The sequence below is a fragment of the Clostridium sp. BSD2780061688st1 H5 genome (genome assembly GCF_005845155.1).
Classification (GTDB): domain Bacteria; phylum Bacillota; class Clostridia; order Lachnospirales; family Lachnospiraceae; genus Claveliimonas; species Claveliimonas intestinigallinarum.
Genome location: NZ_SPGT01000040.1, coordinates 1 through 14,740 on the forward strand (window position 1 = coordinate 1; position 14,740 = coordinate 14,740).

Consider the following 14,740-nt stretch of genomic DNA (forward strand, 5'->3'; position numbering starts at 1 on the left):
AAACTATTGAACCGCGTAGTACTGAACGGTACGCTACGTGGTGTGGAAGGGGAGGGTCAAATCTCCCCTATCCGATTGGAGATTGTGAAGGGAGTGTTGCAGCCATAATAAAAACTGTGCGAATATAACAAGACTAATCTGACAAATGAAGTAAATATTGAGTTGTAAGAGGAATATAATCTGTCAAAATTGCATATATAAAAATAAAAACTAAAAATTTTCTTGACTAATTTTTGACAAAGAACTATAATACTTTCATGCATTAGTTAGTTACAATGCACAAAAAGGTTTTTGGAGGGAAAAAGTATGAGCGCATCAACAATATTACTCATTATCATGTGGATCTTTGCCGCAGTATTTTTTGTGGTGCTGGTCAGGGATATTCTGGCCCACAGAGATGAACTGGACAAGAGCAAAATGGGGTACAATGTAATTGTCAGCATGGTGGCAAACTTTTTTGACACACTGGGGATAGGAAGCTATGCTATTGCCACATCGGCCTGGAAATTTAATAAATCTGTGCGGGACGATCTGATTCCGGGGACTCTGAACGTGGCATTTGGTATTCCGATCTGCGTGGAGGCGACGATCACAATGACCAGAATCGAGATGGACTCCCTCACGCTTGTTCTTATGATCGCGGCGGCCATCATCGGATCTATCCTGGGCGCAAAGATCATTTCCAGACTGGACATTATGAAGATAAGGGTTGTCATGGGCGTAGCTCTCATTCTTGTGGCTCTCATCACCCTGTGCAAGATAAATGCTGTGGGGCCCTTTGGTATCCTGGGAACAGCGAGAGGGCTGGAGGGCGGCATGCTGGCTCTGGGCGTGATCGCGAACTTTATCCTCGGCATCTTGATGACGGCCGGCATTGGGCTGTATGCTCCCTGTATGGCTATTGTCCTTCTGCTGGGAATGAGTGCGGACGTGGCTTTCCCGGTCATGATGGGATCCTGCGCATACCTCTGTCCGGCCTGTGGCATTACATTTATCAAGGAAGGAAAATACAACCGGGCCTCAACAATACCCATGATCATAAGCGGAGCTATTGGCGTTTTGATCGCGGGCTTTATCGTTACATCTCTTCCTCTTACTGTGCTTACATACCTGGTGTGCGTTGTCATGGTGATCTGTGCGGTGATGTTCTTCCACGATGCGAGAAAGCAGAAGGGCTAGAGCGACGGAAACAAAAAACAGAAAGATGGAATCATGAGAGAAAATTGAATAGAGAGGATAAAGGCCTGCGGGTATCACCGCAGACCTTTTCCGCTTTTACTCCTGATAAATGCGATAGGTTTCTAGCAACTCCTGCGTGCCTTTGATTTCAGCAGCTACAATAGCGCTCATGCGCTGGAGATTTGCCACATGATATGGATGCGGCGCTTTTATCAGACCTACTCAATTCAACAGACAGTGTCTGTTAAATTGTCCTGGTCCCACTACTGCGAACTTTTAAGCATCTCTGACGCTAACAAACGCAGCTTTTATGAAAAGGAAGCCGTCAATTCCAACTGGTCTGTCCGAGAACTGAAACGGCAGATCGACAGCTCTCTTTATGAGCGCCTGTTGCTGTCCAACGGAGACGCCAATAAAGAAAAGGTCCTTTCTCTGGCGCAGAAAGGAATTGAGATCAACCAGCCAGCCGATATTATCCGCGATCCGTATGTATTTGAATTTTTAGGTGTGCCGGAAAACAAGCCCATGTTGGAAAGCGACTTGGAGAAGGCTCTGGTAGCGCAGATCGAAAAGTTCCTGCTGGAGCTGGGGCGCGGTTTTATGTTTGTGGGAACACAGCAGCGGGTTACATTGAACAATACCCACTATTATGTGGACATGGTGTTCTACAACAAAATTCTGCGGGCGTATGTTTTGATTGAGCTGAAAACCACAAAGCTGACGCCGGAAGCCGCCGGACAGCTCAATATGTACCTGAACTACTATGCGGCCGAAGTCAACGACCCTGATGATAACCCGCCTATCGGCATCATTCTCTGCACCGAGAAAGACAGTGTGGCGGCGGAATATGCGTTGGGCGGTCTTTCCAACAACATTTTTGCATCCCGCTATGTTCTCTATATGCCGGACAAGGAGCAATTGATTGCCCAGGTGGAAGCTGTCTTGAAAAACTGGCATGAGAAAAATGATGGTTCCTCCCATGAATGAGAAAGAGCTGATTGGAAAAGTCCATTCGTCGGTTTACCACCAATGCCAGCGGCGAGGTTACGCCACCCCGGTAGATGTGTTGATGGACATTGGCGTCCTGCCAAAGCAGAAGTATGAGGATTGGCGGTTTGGAAAGGTAGATTACCTGGAACGGGTCTGCACGGTCAATCTACGAAAGCTTTCTTTCATCATGCACCAGATGCGGGTGTATGCACAGAAAACCGGCTTAAAGCCTTCTTTCTGTTACTACAAGCGATGGGGCGTGAAGAAGAAAACCAGCCAGGGACGTAAGCCGGTTATCCCGCTGCGGTTCAGCAAAAGCGGCAACCCAGAAGTTGAAAAGTGGTATGCGACCCACTTTGTAGACAGCAAGCGGACCGCAGAACTGAAAACACAGCAGCAATCGAATATAGACCACGTTCAATGAAACAAGGACAGCTTTTACAGAGCCGTCCTTTTTCTTTTGCTTGTTGCTATCTTATTTTTTGAGGAAGGAGGTCGTCCACATGGCCACCACCCGCATCATCCCACTGCACGCTGGCAAGGGCCGCACCGTTGGCAAGGCCATCAGCGACATCATCGACTATGTAAAAAATCCAGACAAAGCAGAACTTACACGGTGGTGGGCTTTGTAGAACAACCGTTTTTTGAAAGTACCGACAGCGGTATTTATACCGGAATTACTTTGTTTCACGGAGATTCAGCTCACTTTAATGCTTCTTTGCAGTTGAATTTAAATCATACCCCGTCCAATTATCATGCAGAGTTGCGTGATTTGGCTGGGAGCCGAAAAATCGAGTTTAATGACAGCCTTTTGATCTTTACCGGAAATTCCTCAAATGGAACATTGGATCTTCTGGTAAATGCAGTTATGATTTTCGGCCTGATATTTATAGCAGGTGCATCTATCATACTGATTTACAATGTCTTTAATCTGTCTTTCCGGGAGCGGAGTATGTACCTGGGAATGCTTTCTTCTATTGGAGCGACGGGTAAACAGAAAAGAAGCAGTGTATATTATGAGGCTGGAATGCTTCTGATCTTTGCGCTTCCAGTAGGAATCCTGGCGGGATTATTTGCGGTCAAGATAGGAATCGGAGGGTTAATGCCCTATTTGATGAGGTTTTCAGGAATTGTGGGCATTTCTCTATCTGGACAGACGAGTTCATTAAAAGTCACTCCAGAGTCGATTCTGTTCATCGTTTTGGTGAGCGTGGGAACGGTGTTTATTTCCGCTTCTCTCCCGGCATATAAGGTAGGGAAAATAGGTGCTGTCGAAAGCATTCGAGGAAATCTGCAAAGCAAAGAGAAACAATATAGGACAAAATGGAAAAATTCCAAAAAACAAAATGCGGAAGTTTTCCTGGCTGAAAAATTTATTCACAGACAAAACAAACGTACAGCGGGAATTCGGCGCGCAGTGACAGTTTTCCTCGTTTTGCTGTTGGTTACAGCTGCTGGAACATCTATGTTAGTGCAGGTGGCAGAAAAAAAGGCGCAGGGGGATGGAGCCATCGGTACTGTAGCCATGAAGCAGGATGAATCAGGCGTCCTGTTTGTCCGAGGCACTGAAGGGGCCGAGGAGGAATATAAGGCTATTGTATCAGATTTGAAGAACAGTACGGGCGTAAATTGGATGGAACAATGGGAATCCGTCTGGCAGTCATTATATGTGCCAATGGGAATACACTTTTGACACAGCTGAAAAATTTGAACGAAGGAAGTCAAAATTTGTATTTTATAGACGCCGGTTCACTTGCCAATATGATGGATTTTAAGAATATTGCAGTGGGAATGCTGCGGCTTCTGGCAGGATGTTTTGTTGTGCTGGTTTCTTTAATCTGTCTGTTGAATCTATACAATTCTATCAGCGGATATATGCAGGGCCGTCGTCAGGAAATGGCGGCATTGATTTCCGTAGGTATGACCAAAAAACAGCTGGCTCAAATGGTGTGTTTAGAGGGGATATTGCTTCTGGGCCGAAGCCTGCTCTGGGGTATATTGTTCTCTGCCATCCTTATATATGGAATCCAAAAGGGTATTGTCTTATTGTTTGGAGGTATTCAGTTTCAAATTCCGATTGTACTGGAAATAGTGTCTGTAATACTCACCTTTGGAGCGGTGCTGTTCATGATGTGGTATGCTTTCAGAAAAATACGGATGACGAACATCCTTGAGAATATTCGTCAGGACAGTATATAATAAATAATCTGGGGGCATGAGATATAGGGGCCAGTACCCATCCAGCTATGAAACAACCCCTGATAAACAGCGAAAATGGAAGGTGAGTAATATGCGGATATTGATTGTAGAGGATGATGAAATTATTGCAGAGGGGTTGGAGTATTCCCTGATGAGTGAAGGCTATGAGGTCTCTGTAGCTGGAACGGTGAAGGCTGCCCTTGAATTTGTTCAGGAAAAACCATCGTTTGACTTTTGCCTCTTAGATGTGATTCTTCCTGACGGAAATGGCTTCGATATATGTCAAAAAATACGGGAAACAAGTCAGGTTCCCATCCTCTTTCTGACATCCTGTGATGATGAAGTGAGTACAGTCAGGGCACTGGATTTAGGAGCTGACGATTATATTGCGAACCCTTTTCGTGTCCGTGAATTACTGGCGAGAATGAAAGCTATTTTGCGGCGATACGGAATTGGAGAAACAAATCTCCAGCCCAAGATTGTGGCGGTAGGAAAGAATCAAGTGAATCTTAGCACTGGAAAAGTTTACTGTGGGAATGAAGAAGTAATTCTGACTGCTATGGAGTATAAGCTTTTGCTCATCTTTCTCAATAACCGTGGGCAAATCCTCACAAGGGATCAGATATTGAACAACATCTGGAAAGGGGCCGGCGAATTTGTCAATGAAAACACTCTGAGTGTTTATGTGGGAAGGCTCAGAAAAAAGCTGGGTGATACAGCATCAGAAGAAGCTGTGATTGAAACGATCCGAGGTGTTGGCTATCTACAATCAAGACGAGCTTGAAACTCTTTTCAATGTGGTGCGCGGCGATCCGATTGAACTGGCTGTTATTCTGGCCGCATTTTACGGCCTGCGCCGCAGCGAAGTTGTCGGTCTGAAATGGGACGCCATTGACTTTGAGAAAAAGACGTTCACAATCAAGCACACGGTTACACAGGTCACAGTAGACGGCAAGGAAGTCACGATCCAGAAAGACCGAACCAAGACGAAATCCAGCTATCGCACACTGCCGCTGGTTCCGCCCTTTGAAGAATTGCTGCACCGTCTCAAACAGGAACAGCTGGTCAATCAGAAGGTATGCGGAAACGCTTATTGCCAGAAGTATCTGGATTATATCTATGTCAACGCGATAGGCGAGCTTGTGAAGCCGAACTTCATCACCCAGCATTTTGAGACTGTGCTAAAAAAGAACGGTCTGAAAAAGATTCGTTTCCATGACCTTCGTCACAGCTGTGCCAGCCTGCTTTACGCAAACGGCGTCAGTCTGAAAGAAATCCAGGAATGGCTGGGACACAGTGATATTGGAACGACTTCCAACATCTACACCCACCTGGATTACAGCAGCAAGGTTTCGTCTGCAAATGCGATCCTTGCCTTTTATCCTGAGAATACTGGGGTACAGACCATCGGGCAGTAAAAAAGCCCTGAACCGTGAAGCTCAGGGCTGAAAATTCTGGTGCCGGTGGTGGGACTCGAACCCACACGGATTTCTCCACACGATTTTGAGTTTTACAAACCATTCAGAAGTATCTGGAACATACTGGTGTTGAATGGTACTGAAAAACCGGCGAAAACCGCATAAATTCAAGTCCTTTCAGTCATTGGCAACAAATAAACCTTACAGATAAAGGATAATTGAAAAATTGCGGTTTGGCAAGTAAATTTTCCCGTTGGAGGGATATTAGGAGGGATGTGGAGGGATATTCATTACTCCCCTCCCGGCAAGATACTTATAAATATATTTATAGAAGAAAAGCAGTCAGCACCTATCACTGACAATCTGATATAAGGAGCTGACGAAGAATGAGGAATAAAGAATATTACGAAGAACGATTTAAGGATTATCCAGACCTTGTGAATTTGGAACAGTTCAGAGAAATGCTGGGCGGCATAGGCGACACCACCGCAAGAAAGCTCATGCGGCAGAACAAGGTCAAACATTTTTATATCCGCTCTACCTATCTTATACCAAAAGCAAATGTGATTGATTATGTGCTGGGTGAACATTATGCGGAGTACAAGTATTCCTTAAAAGTTCAGATATGATTTTTTAGGACGTTCAGAAATGAGCGTCCTTTTTTGTACCCAAAATGAAAGGAGAAAACAATCCATATGAAAAAGATACTCAACCGGCTGCTGGCTGGTTTCCTTAGTCTGGCAGCGGTGTTTACCACTCTACCGGCTTCACAGGTTCATGCTGCCGAGACGCAATACTGGACAGAGTCAGCAGAACGAGCCGGTCATATTGAAAAGGTGATGAACGACGGCTCTATCGGTTCAACCTTTAATGAGGGCATTATGAAAGTGGAGGGCGAGACAGCCTACTGTATTGACATCAACACAGACTTCCGCAATGGATACAAGACCAGAGCGGACGCAAGCACACGCATGAGTGCAGACCAGATCGCTGACGTTGCCCTCTCGCTGGAATACGTCAAACAGTATGCCGCCAGTCACAGCAGTCTGAATTATAAACAGGTCTACTTGCTGGAACAGTGTGTGGTCTGGCAGCGTTTGAGCGTTCATCTTGGCTGGCAGTGCGATAACGTCCGTGCTTCCTATGATGAAATCTCAAAGGCAGTACAGGACGAAGTCTACAGCGGTGCGAAAGCCTTTGTCAGTGAGAATAAAGGACGGTATGAGTGCGGCGGCTATATCTACTCCGGCGAGGGGCAGGAATTAGGTCAGTTCTGGGCGAAGCTGGCTGTCGGAAATGCCACACTGAAAAAGACTTCCAGTAATACCGGCATTACAGACGGCAACGGGAATTATTCAATCGCCGGTGCGGTTTATGGTGTCTATTCTGATAAAGGCTGCACAGAGCAGCTTGCCACCCTTACAACGGATACCAGCGGAAATACAGAAACCGTGGAGGTCAAAGCTGGTACGGTCTATATCAAGGAGCTGTCCGCTCCGGCTGGCTACAAGCTGGACAAGACTGTGTATCCGTTATCCGTGGAAGCCGGAAAGACCGCCACTTTGAGCGTATCGGATACGCCAAAGGTCATAGATACCCTTATCGAACTGTTTAAGATTGATATGGAGACAGGAAAAGCTACCGCACAGGGTAACGCTTCCTTAGAGGGTGCAGAGTTTACATGGAATTTCTATGCCGGATATTATACGGCTGACAACCTCCCGTCAGAGCCTACAAGGACGTGGACGACAAAGACACTCGCTGAAAAAGACAGCGACGGCACGGTTCACTATGTATCCCGGCTGGCTGATAAATATAAGGTATCCGGCGACAGCTTTTATACACAGGACGGAGCAGCCGTGCTTCCGCTGGGTACGCTGACCGTGGAAGAAACAAAGTCTCCCTCCGGCTATCTGTTAGAGGGCGCATATATGCAAGCTGCCGGAAGCGAAGAACAGATTACCGGCTTGTATATCACACAGATTACCGAGGACGGGGAGCTGGCTGTCCTTACCGGCAGCAATCAATTTTCTGTATCCGACAAGGTCATTCGTGGCGGCGTGCAGATACAGAAACGGGATTTAGAGACAAAGGATACCAAAGCACAGGGCGGCGCAACGCTGAAAGACGCTGCCTTTGAGATTATCACGCTCAATGACAATCCCGTGCTGGTAGACGGCAAGCTCTACAATAAGGGCGAAGTCGTTAAAACAATCCGTACCGGCATTGACGGTATCGCTTCTACTGCTGCGGACACGCTGCCATACGGGAAATACCGTATCGAAGAAAGCGAAGCTCCCGACGGTTATCTGACCGAGGGCGCTAAAGCGGTAGAGTTTTCCATCACAGAGAACGGGAAAATCGTGGATTTGACCGGCGAAGATACGTCCATCTATAACCAGATTAAGCGTGGCGACATTGAGGGTGTGAAGATTGGTGCCGGAACACATCAGCGTCTTGCAAATGTTCCGTTTCGGATCACGAGCAAGACTACCGGCGAGAGTCATATCATTGTGACGGACGCAAACGGTCAGTTTTCCACTTCTTCTGCATGGGTATCCCACAAGCAGAACACAAACGAGGGCAAGAACAGCGAGGACGGTATCTGGTTCGGCACATCAGAGCCGGACGACTCCAAAGGTGCGCTCCTGTATGACACCTACGAGATTGAGGAACTCCGCTGCGACAGCAACAAAGGCTTTCAACTTATTCCTGCCTTTGAAATCGTGGTATCCAAAGATAAGATAGTCATTGACTTAGGAACACTGACGGACGAATACGAGAAAGAGCTTACTATCCATACCACAGCCACAGGTGCGGACGGTGAGAAGTCCATCATTGCCGGTAAAGAGGTGACTATCGTGGATACCGTCGCTTTAGATGGTCTGGAAGTCGGTACAAAGTACCAGCTCAAAGGCTGGCAGATGGTAAAAGATGAAAACGCCGAGCTGCTCATTGACGGCGAGCCGGTGCAGAGTGATTACACCTTTACCGCAAATAAAGAGCAGGTGGAGGTTGAGGTATCCTTTACCTTTAATGCTTCTGCCCTTGCCGGGAAAAATCTGGTGACTTTTGAGGAACTCTACGACGTGACGAACCCGGACGAGCCGGTAAAGGTAGCGGAACATAAGGACATTGACGACGAGGGGCAGACCGTACTTATTACCGAGCGGATAATTGAAATCCACACAACGGCGACAGGTTCGGACGGTGAAAAGGAAATCACTGCCGGTAAAGAGGTGACTATCGTGGATACCGTCACTCTTAGCGGTCTGGAAGTTGGTACAGCTTATCAGCTCAAAGGCTGGCAGATGGTAAAAGACGAAAATGCGGAGCTGCTCATTGACGGTAAACGTGTGGAGAATGATTATACCTTTACGGCTGACAGTGAGAATATGGAGGTTGAAATTGTCTTTACCTTTGACGCTTCCTCTCTTGCCGGAAAGCAGCTTGTCACATTCGAGGAGCTTTACGACGTGACAAACCCGGACGAGCCGGTAAAAGTCACAGAGCATAAAGACATCACCGACGAGGGGCAGACTGTGACAATCAAGGAAGTGCCGGAAGAACCAGAGCAGCCGGATACACCAGAAACTCCAGAGACACCCGACACGCCGGAGACTCCGACAAAATCAACGGACGCTCCTAAAACGGGCGATACTACGAATATAGCCGCCTTTGCTGTCATGCTCGGACTGTCTGCGGCTGGTATTGCTTTTGCTGCTTACAGGAAATTCCGCTCCTTAAAGCGTAAATAACCGGGTGGCTGCCTATGGAACTACATATCCGTTCACCGCCTCTATCTTTATTCAGTCCTTGCGGCTGACACGTTACCTAAATTCTGCTTGTTTGTCCTAAATCTTTCTGCATGGGGATTGTCAAGGGTGCGAAGCACAACGCCTGCCCTTGATTATCCACAAGCAGACAGATATTCTCTGCAAGGCAGAATGAAACTATCATATTCAAAACTATAGAAAGAAACGAGGTAAAGAAATTTATGGAATTAAAACACGTTATCCCTAATATGGAAAAAACATTCGGAAATCTGGAATATGCCGGTGAGGGCAAGGTCGATCAGCGACGGATCAACGGACGTATGACAGTCGTTTCCCGGAGCTACAACCTGTACTCTGACGTGCAGCGTGCAGATGATATTGTGGTATTTCTCCCGGCTTCCGCTGGTGAGAAGAACTTTGAAATTGAGGAAAAGGTGAAGCTCATTAACCCTAAAATCACCGCTACCGGCTACAAAATCGGCAGCCGTGGATTTACCAATTACATTTTATCCGCTGATGATATGGTGAAAGCATAAGGAGGTACAGAACAGATGAGATTAGCAAACGGGATTATCATTGACAAAGAGAAAACTTTCGGGATTTTGAAATTTTCAGCTTTACGCCGTGAGGTACACGTCCAGAATGAGGACGGTACGGTGTCCGAGGAAATCAAGGAGCGTACCTACGATTTGAAGTCCAGAGGACAGGGGCGCATGATACAGGTATCCATTCCGGCGAGCGTGCCTTTAAAAGAATTTGACTATAACGCCGAGGTGGAGCTTATCAACCCGGTAGCCGACACTGTGGCGACAGCTACGTTTCAAGGGGCAGATGTGGACTGGTATATCAAGGCAGACGATATTGTGTTAAGAAATAAACCGGCTGCCGGTAATCAGAACCAGACACAGAAGAAATAGGTGATACCCTATGAGACATTTTCAGAGAAAGGGCAACCGTATCCGGGCAAGTGACAGGACGCTTGTATTCCGCACGGCAACCGGCTTTCTGCTTCTGGTGTTCCTTGTGGTGGTGCTGCTCTTAAATATCGGCACGCTGTTTCATACGGACTGGAAATCAGCTTCTCTGCTCCATGAGGGCAGCCTCCATCTGACCGTCACGCCATACATGATAGGTTCTGTCATGGTAGCCGGTGCGGTGAGTGTGGCGGCTGCCTTTTTGTATCGGTATTTCCTGCCGGATAAAGTAAAACAGCTTTCCCACCGGCAAAAGCTGGCACGCATGATATTAGAGAATGGGTGGTATGAGTCTGAAAAGACACAGGATGGCGGTTTTTTCAAAGACCTGCCGGACAGCCGTTCCAGAGAGAAAATCACCCACTTTCCCAAAGTGTACTATCGGCTGGAGCATGGACTTATCCATATACAGGCAGAGATCACACTGGGAAAGTATCAAGAGCAGCTCTTACATTTGGAGAAGAAGCTGGAAACCGGCTTATATTGCGAACTGGTATCCAAAGAGCTGAAAGACAGCTTTGTGGAGTATGTGCTGCTCTATGACACCATTGCGAACCGTATCACTATTGACGAAGTACAGGCGGCGCACGGCAGCCTAAAGCTCATGGCTAACGTATCATGGGAATATGACAAGCTCCCTCATATGCTCATAGCCGGTGGCACAGGTGGAGGAAAAACCTATTTTATCCTTACCATCATTGAAGCTCTGCTGCGTACCAACGCACAGATGTATGTACTTGACCCTAAGAACGCTGACCTTGCCGATTTATCCGCTGTCATGCCGGAGGTCTATTACCGCAAGGAGGATATTACCGCCTGTATCGAGCGTTTCTACGACGGTATGATGGAGCGGAGTGAAGCTATGAAGCTAATGGACGGCTACAAGACCGGGGAAAACTACGCCTATCTTAACTTGCCGCCCCACTTCCTTATTTTTGACGAGTATGTGGCATTTATGGAAATGCTGACGACAAAGGAAAACGCTGCGGTCTTGAACAAGCTGAAACAGATTGTCATGCTTGGTCGGCAAGCCGGATACTTCCTTATCCTTGCCTGTCAGCGTCCAGACGCAAAGTATCTCGGTGACGGTATCCGTGACCAGTTTAATTTCCGTGTGGCATTAGGGCGCATGAGCGAGCTGGGATACTCTATGATGTTCGGGGAAGTAGACAAGGACTTTTTTCTGAAGCAGATCAAAGGGCGTGGCTACGTTGACGTGGGAACAAATGTCATATCGGAGTTTTACACTCCCTTAGTACCAAAAGGGCATGATTTTCTAAAAGAAATCGGGAGACTCATGCAGCAAAGGCAGGACGGACAGGCGGCGTGCGAAGCGAAAGCCGCTGGCACGGACTAGCCGTGTTGGTGTGGCGCAAGCCACGCCAACTATTCGCCCCCGGTATCTAACAGGGGGGCACAATTACAACAGGAAACAGTCTCAAAAGTATGGAAAGTCCTTGTGTTTTAAGGACTTTTCGTGCTGATGGGCGTGTCAACTGGAATAGCTTTTAGTTGACACTGGCAGATAGGAGGAATTTGACTGAATGATACAGACTGGATAACCAGCTTCAAGGAAAAGCGGCTCTCTTACGGCGTTTCACAGAATAAAATCGCTGTGGCAGCCGGTATCACCCGGCAATATCTGAACAAGATTGAGTCCGGCGGTGCTGCTCCCAGCGAGGACGTGAAAGAACATCTACTGCAAGCTCTGGAACGTTATAACCCGGAGTCACCGCTTACCATGCTATTTGACTATGTAAGGATACGCTTCCCGACTACGGACGTACAGTTTGTTGTGAGCAAAATCCTTAGATTGAAGCTGGACTTTATGATACATGAGGATTACGGATTTTATAACTATCCAGAGCATTACTACATGGGAGATATTTTCGTTCTGGTATCCCCCGACGTGGAAAAAGGCGTGCTGCTGGAACTGAAAGGAAAAGGCTGCCGACAGTTTGAAAATTTCCTGCTGGCACAGCATAGGAGCTGGTATGACTTTCTCATGGACGCATTGGTGGCGGGCGGCGTGATAAAACGCCTTGACCTTGCTATCAACGATATGGTGGGGATACTGGATATTCCAGAACTGACAAAAAAGTGCCGGAATGAGGAATGTATCTCTGTCTTTCGGAGTTTTAAATCTTACCGTTCCGGCGAGCTGGTACAGAGCCGTGAAGAAAATAAATCCAGCATGGGAAACACGCTGTATATCGGCTCTCTGAAATCAGAGGTTTACTTCTGTATCTACGAGAAAGATTATGAGCAGCTTGTAAAATATGACATTCCCTTAGAGGAAACGCCCATCAAAAACCGCTTTGAAATCCGCTTAAAAAATGAGCGTGCCTATTATGCGGTGCGTGATTTGCTGACATACTATGACGCTGAACGTACCGCTTTTTCTATCATTAACCGCTATGTGCGCTTTGTCGATAAAGACGACACGAAACGCCGGAGCGAGTGGCAGACCAATGAGCGGTGGGCATGGTTTCTCGGAAAAGACCGGGGGCGTTTGAAGCTGACGACACAGCCAGAACCCTATGACTTTAACCGCACGCTGAACTGGCTGGCACGACAGGTCGCCCCTACTTTACAGGTAGCGGAAACACTGGATAAGCAGAACGATACCACCATTATCCGGGATATGGTGAAAAACGCAAAGCTCACTGACCGGCTGAAAAAGGTCTTGCAGCAGCTTTCGGTGAGTACGGAAGAAATGATTATGGAGGAATAGATATGTGGCATTTATTTTGTGACCTGCTGCTGGTGTCGGCAGGTATGGGTATCGGCGTGGTGCTGATGTGTATTTTACAGGTAGGCAAAGCAGCCGACGAAGAAATGAAAAATATTAAAGCAGAAAGGAATGAGGATAAATGAATTTCGGTCAGAACTTATACAACTGGTTTTTAAGCAATGCACAGAGCTTAGTGCTGATGGCGATTGTTGTAATCGGTATCTACTTAGGCTTTAAGCGTGAATTTTCCAAACTTATCGGCTTTCTGGTAATTGCGCTCATTGCGGTAGGTCTGGTATTCAATGCCGGTGGCGTAAAAGATGTGCTGCTGGAGTTGTTCAACCGTATTATCGGGGCATAATATATGCGTGATATTTTTACCGACATACAGGCAAGGATCGGCTGCTCTTACATCTCGGACTTGCCCTACTACAAACGGGCGGTCTGGTTCGAGATGAAGCGGCTTCCCCTTGCCGAGTATCCAAAACAGCAGCTAGAGGACTTTTCACGTTATGTATTCGGCGTGAAGTATGCTATCTTAACAGAAGTGATGGCACGTTTAGAAAGGACGTGATGAAAAAGCAATGTATGAAATGAGACTTTATATCCTTAACATCACAAAACCCTACTCGGAGGACGAGGACGGGTACACCGGGGAATGGTTTGACTGCCCGGTAGATTTTGAGGAAGTAAAAGAAAAGCTTGGTGTCAAAGAAGTGGAGGAAATCGAGATTGCCGACTATGAGCTTCCCTTTTCCCTTACGCCCAGCATGAGCCTGTGGGAAATCAATGGTATCTGCCGCCAGATACAGGAAATCGAGGGTACACCTGTGGGAAAGGAATTACAGGCGATTGTCTATAAATGGTTTCAGAATATCGAAGATTTTCTCAACCACAAGGACGAGATACTCCACTATGACGTGGCAGACCCTACCGCTTTAGCGAAGTATCGCATTTTGGAGGAACACTGTTTCGGGGAGCTGCCGCCGGAGCTTACGGCACATATCGACTATGCTTCCTATGGGCGTGAGCTGGAACAAAGCGACAGATACCTGTTCACTTCCAGCGGTGTGTTCCGCTATCAATAAGGCGGTGCGCCTATGGAGGAAATGCGTGTCTATATCGCCAACTTAGGCAAATACAATGAGGGCGAGCTGGTAGGCGCATGGTTTACGCCGCCGGTGGACTACGACGAGATGGCAGAGCGTATCGGCTTGAATGGCAATTATGAAGAATATGCTATCCATGATTATGAGCTGCCGTTCCCTGTGGACGAATATACGCCGATTGAAGAAGTCAACCGGCTGTGCGCTATGATTGAGGAACTGGATTATCCTATCAGTGAAGTGGTGGACGATTTGCTCACCCATTTTGCGAGTGTGGAGGAACTCTATGGTCCTATGTCAAGATTTAGCGCAAGTTAAAATGAGAAATTTATCCTCATCTTAACTTACTAAGAGCTGTCCGTTT

Annotated in this window: 15 protein-coding genes and 4 pseudogenes; all 19 read left to right on the forward strand. The window is 47.1% G+C overall.

The window, feature by feature from the left end:
• Positions 1-306 precede the first annotated feature (306 nt).
• Positions 307-1,179, forward strand: coding sequence for a sulfite exporter TauE/SafE family protein (locus tag FGQ86_RS15390; protein WP_033124594.1), 873 nt, complete (start codon positions 307-309; stop codon positions 1,177-1,179).
• A 189-nt stretch (positions 1,180-1,368) separates the two neighbouring features.
• On the forward strand, positions 1,369-2,166 hold the full coding sequence (locus tag FGQ86_RS15395) for a PDDEXK nuclease domain-containing protein (protein WP_330636981.1): 798 nt from the start codon (positions 1,369-1,371) through the stop codon (positions 2,164-2,166).
• Positions 2,159-2,593, forward strand: coding sequence for a hypothetical protein (locus FGQ86_RS15400; protein ID WP_138305011.1), 435 nt, complete (start codon positions 2,159-2,161; stop codon positions 2,591-2,593). The genes FGQ86_RS15395 and FGQ86_RS15400 overlap by 8 nt, the downstream gene beginning before the upstream one ends.
• Positions 2,594-2,672: 79 nt before the next feature.
• Positions 2,673-2,777, forward strand: a pseudogene (locus FGQ86_RS16630) (relaxase); the annotation flags it as partial.
• An 8-nt stretch (positions 2,778-2,785) separates the two neighbouring features.
• Positions 2,786-3,862, forward strand: a complete 1,077-nt coding sequence (locus FGQ86_RS15405; RefSeq protein WP_138305013.1) for an ABC transporter permease — start codon at positions 2,786-2,788, stop codon at positions 3,860-3,862.
• Positions 3,859-4,368, forward strand: coding sequence for an ABC transporter permease (locus tag FGQ86_RS15410; protein ID WP_171031590.1), 510 nt, complete (start codon positions 3,859-3,861; stop codon positions 4,366-4,368). The genes FGQ86_RS15405 and FGQ86_RS15410 overlap by 4 nt, the downstream gene beginning before the upstream one ends.
• A 91-nt stretch (positions 4,369-4,459) precedes the next feature.
• A complete protein-coding gene (locus FGQ86_RS15415; protein WP_138305017.1) occupies positions 4,460-5,152 on the forward strand; it encodes a response regulator transcription factor in 693 nt (230 codons plus the stop codon).
• A pseudogene (locus FGQ86_RS15420) lies at positions 5,121-5,786 on the forward strand (site-specific integrase); the annotation flags it as partial. The gene FGQ86_RS15415 and the pseudogene FGQ86_RS15420, both read left to right, overlap by 32 nt.
• 386 nt (positions 5,787-6,172) lie before the next feature.
• The gene (locus FGQ86_RS15425; protein WP_070504070.1) at positions 6,173-6,415 is read left to right on the forward strand and encodes a hypothetical protein; all 243 of its coding nucleotides are present in this window, start codon (positions 6,173-6,175) and stop codon (positions 6,413-6,415) included.
• A 66-nt stretch (positions 6,416-6,481) separates the two neighbouring features.
• Complete coding sequence (locus tag FGQ86_RS15430; RefSeq protein WP_138305019.1) at positions 6,482-9,544, forward strand: VaFE repeat-containing surface-anchored protein; 3,063 nt, start codon at positions 6,482-6,484, stop codon at positions 9,542-9,544.
• 239 nt (positions 9,545-9,783) lie between these two features.
• The gene (locus FGQ86_RS15435) at positions 9,784-10,098 is read left to right on the forward strand and encodes a YdcP family protein (RefSeq protein WP_070504073.1); all 315 of its coding nucleotides are present in this window, start codon (positions 9,784-9,786) and stop codon (positions 10,096-10,098) included.
• 15 nt (positions 10,099-10,113) lie between these two features.
• Positions 10,114-10,479: a YdcP family protein gene (locus tag FGQ86_RS15440; protein ID WP_070504076.1), complete on the forward strand. Its 366-nt coding sequence runs from the start codon at positions 10,114-10,116 to the stop codon at positions 10,477-10,479.
• Between the two features lie 10 nt (positions 10,480-10,489).
• The gene (locus FGQ86_RS15445) at positions 10,490-11,893 is read left to right on the forward strand and encodes an FtsK/SpoIIIE domain-containing protein (protein ID WP_070504078.1); all 1,404 of its coding nucleotides are present in this window, start codon (positions 10,490-10,492) and stop codon (positions 11,891-11,893) included.
• Positions 11,894-12,076: 183 nt separating this feature from the next.
• Complete coding sequence (mobT, locus tag FGQ86_RS15450) at positions 12,077-13,270, forward strand: MobT family relaxase (RefSeq protein ID WP_070504081.1); 1,194 nt, start codon at positions 12,077-12,079, stop codon at positions 13,268-13,270.
• A gap of 2 nt (positions 13,271-13,272) precedes the next feature.
• Positions 13,273-13,413: a DUF3789 domain-containing protein gene (locus FGQ86_RS15455; protein WP_070504084.1), complete on the forward strand. Its 141-nt coding sequence runs from the start codon at positions 13,273-13,275 to the stop codon at positions 13,411-13,413.
• Positions 13,410-13,631 (forward strand): hypothetical protein, encoded by a 222-nt coding sequence (locus tag FGQ86_RS15460; protein ID WP_010817890.1) that lies wholly within the window; start codon positions 13,410-13,412, stop codon positions 13,629-13,631. Before FGQ86_RS15455 ends, FGQ86_RS15460 begins: the two co-directional genes overlap by 4 nt.
• A gap of 3 nt (positions 13,632-13,634) precedes the next feature.
• Positions 13,635-13,851, forward strand: a pseudogene (locus FGQ86_RS16635) (conjugal transfer protein); the annotation flags it as partial.
• A gap of 12 nt (positions 13,852-13,863) precedes the next feature.
• The gene (locus tag FGQ86_RS15470; protein WP_070504131.1) at positions 13,864-14,358 is read left to right on the forward strand and encodes an antirestriction protein ArdA; all 495 of its coding nucleotides are present in this window, start codon (positions 13,864-13,866) and stop codon (positions 14,356-14,358) included.
• Positions 14,359-14,370: 12 nt separating this feature from the next.
• Positions 14,371-14,661, forward strand: a pseudogene (locus tag FGQ86_RS15475) (antirestriction protein ArdA); the annotation flags it as partial.
• Positions 14,662-14,740 lie beyond the last annotated feature (79 nt).

Coding starts and splice junctions, on each gene's coding strand:
- FGQ86_RS15390 (WP_033124594.1), top strand. CDS start 307: ATGAGCGCATCAACAATATTACTCATTATCATGTGGATCTTTGCCGCA.
- FGQ86_RS15395 (WP_330636981.1), top strand. CDS start 1,369: ATGATATGGATGCGGCGCTTTTATCAGACCTACTCAATTCAACAGACA.
- FGQ86_RS15400 (WP_138305011.1), top strand. CDS start 2,159: ATGAATGAGAAAGAGCTGATTGGAAAAGTCCATTCGTCGGTTTACCAC.
- FGQ86_RS15415 (WP_138305017.1), top strand. CDS start 4,460: ATGCGGATATTGATTGTAGAGGATGATGAAATTATTGCAGAGGGGTTG.
- FGQ86_RS15425 (WP_070504070.1), top strand. CDS start 6,173: ATGAGGAATAAAGAATATTACGAAGAACGATTTAAGGATTATCCAGAC.
- FGQ86_RS15430 (WP_138305019.1), top strand. CDS start 6,482: ATGAAAAAGATACTCAACCGGCTGCTGGCTGGTTTCCTTAGTCTGGCA.
- FGQ86_RS15435 (WP_070504073.1), top strand. CDS start 9,784: ATGGAATTAAAACACGTTATCCCTAATATGGAAAAAACATTCGGAAAT.
- FGQ86_RS15440 (WP_070504076.1), top strand. CDS start 10,114: ATGAGATTAGCAAACGGGATTATCATTGACAAAGAGAAAACTTTCGGG.
- FGQ86_RS15445 (WP_070504078.1), top strand. CDS start 10,490: ATGAGACATTTTCAGAGAAAGGGCAACCGTATCCGGGCAAGTGACAGG.
- FGQ86_RS15455 (WP_070504084.1), top strand. CDS start 13,273: ATGTGGCATTTATTTTGTGACCTGCTGCTGGTGTCGGCAGGTATGGGT.
- FGQ86_RS15460 (WP_010817890.1), top strand. CDS start 13,410: ATGAATTTCGGTCAGAACTTATACAACTGGTTTTTAAGCAATGCACAG.
- FGQ86_RS15470 (WP_070504131.1), top strand. CDS start 13,864: ATGAGACTTTATATCCTTAACATCACAAAACCCTACTCGGAGGACGAG.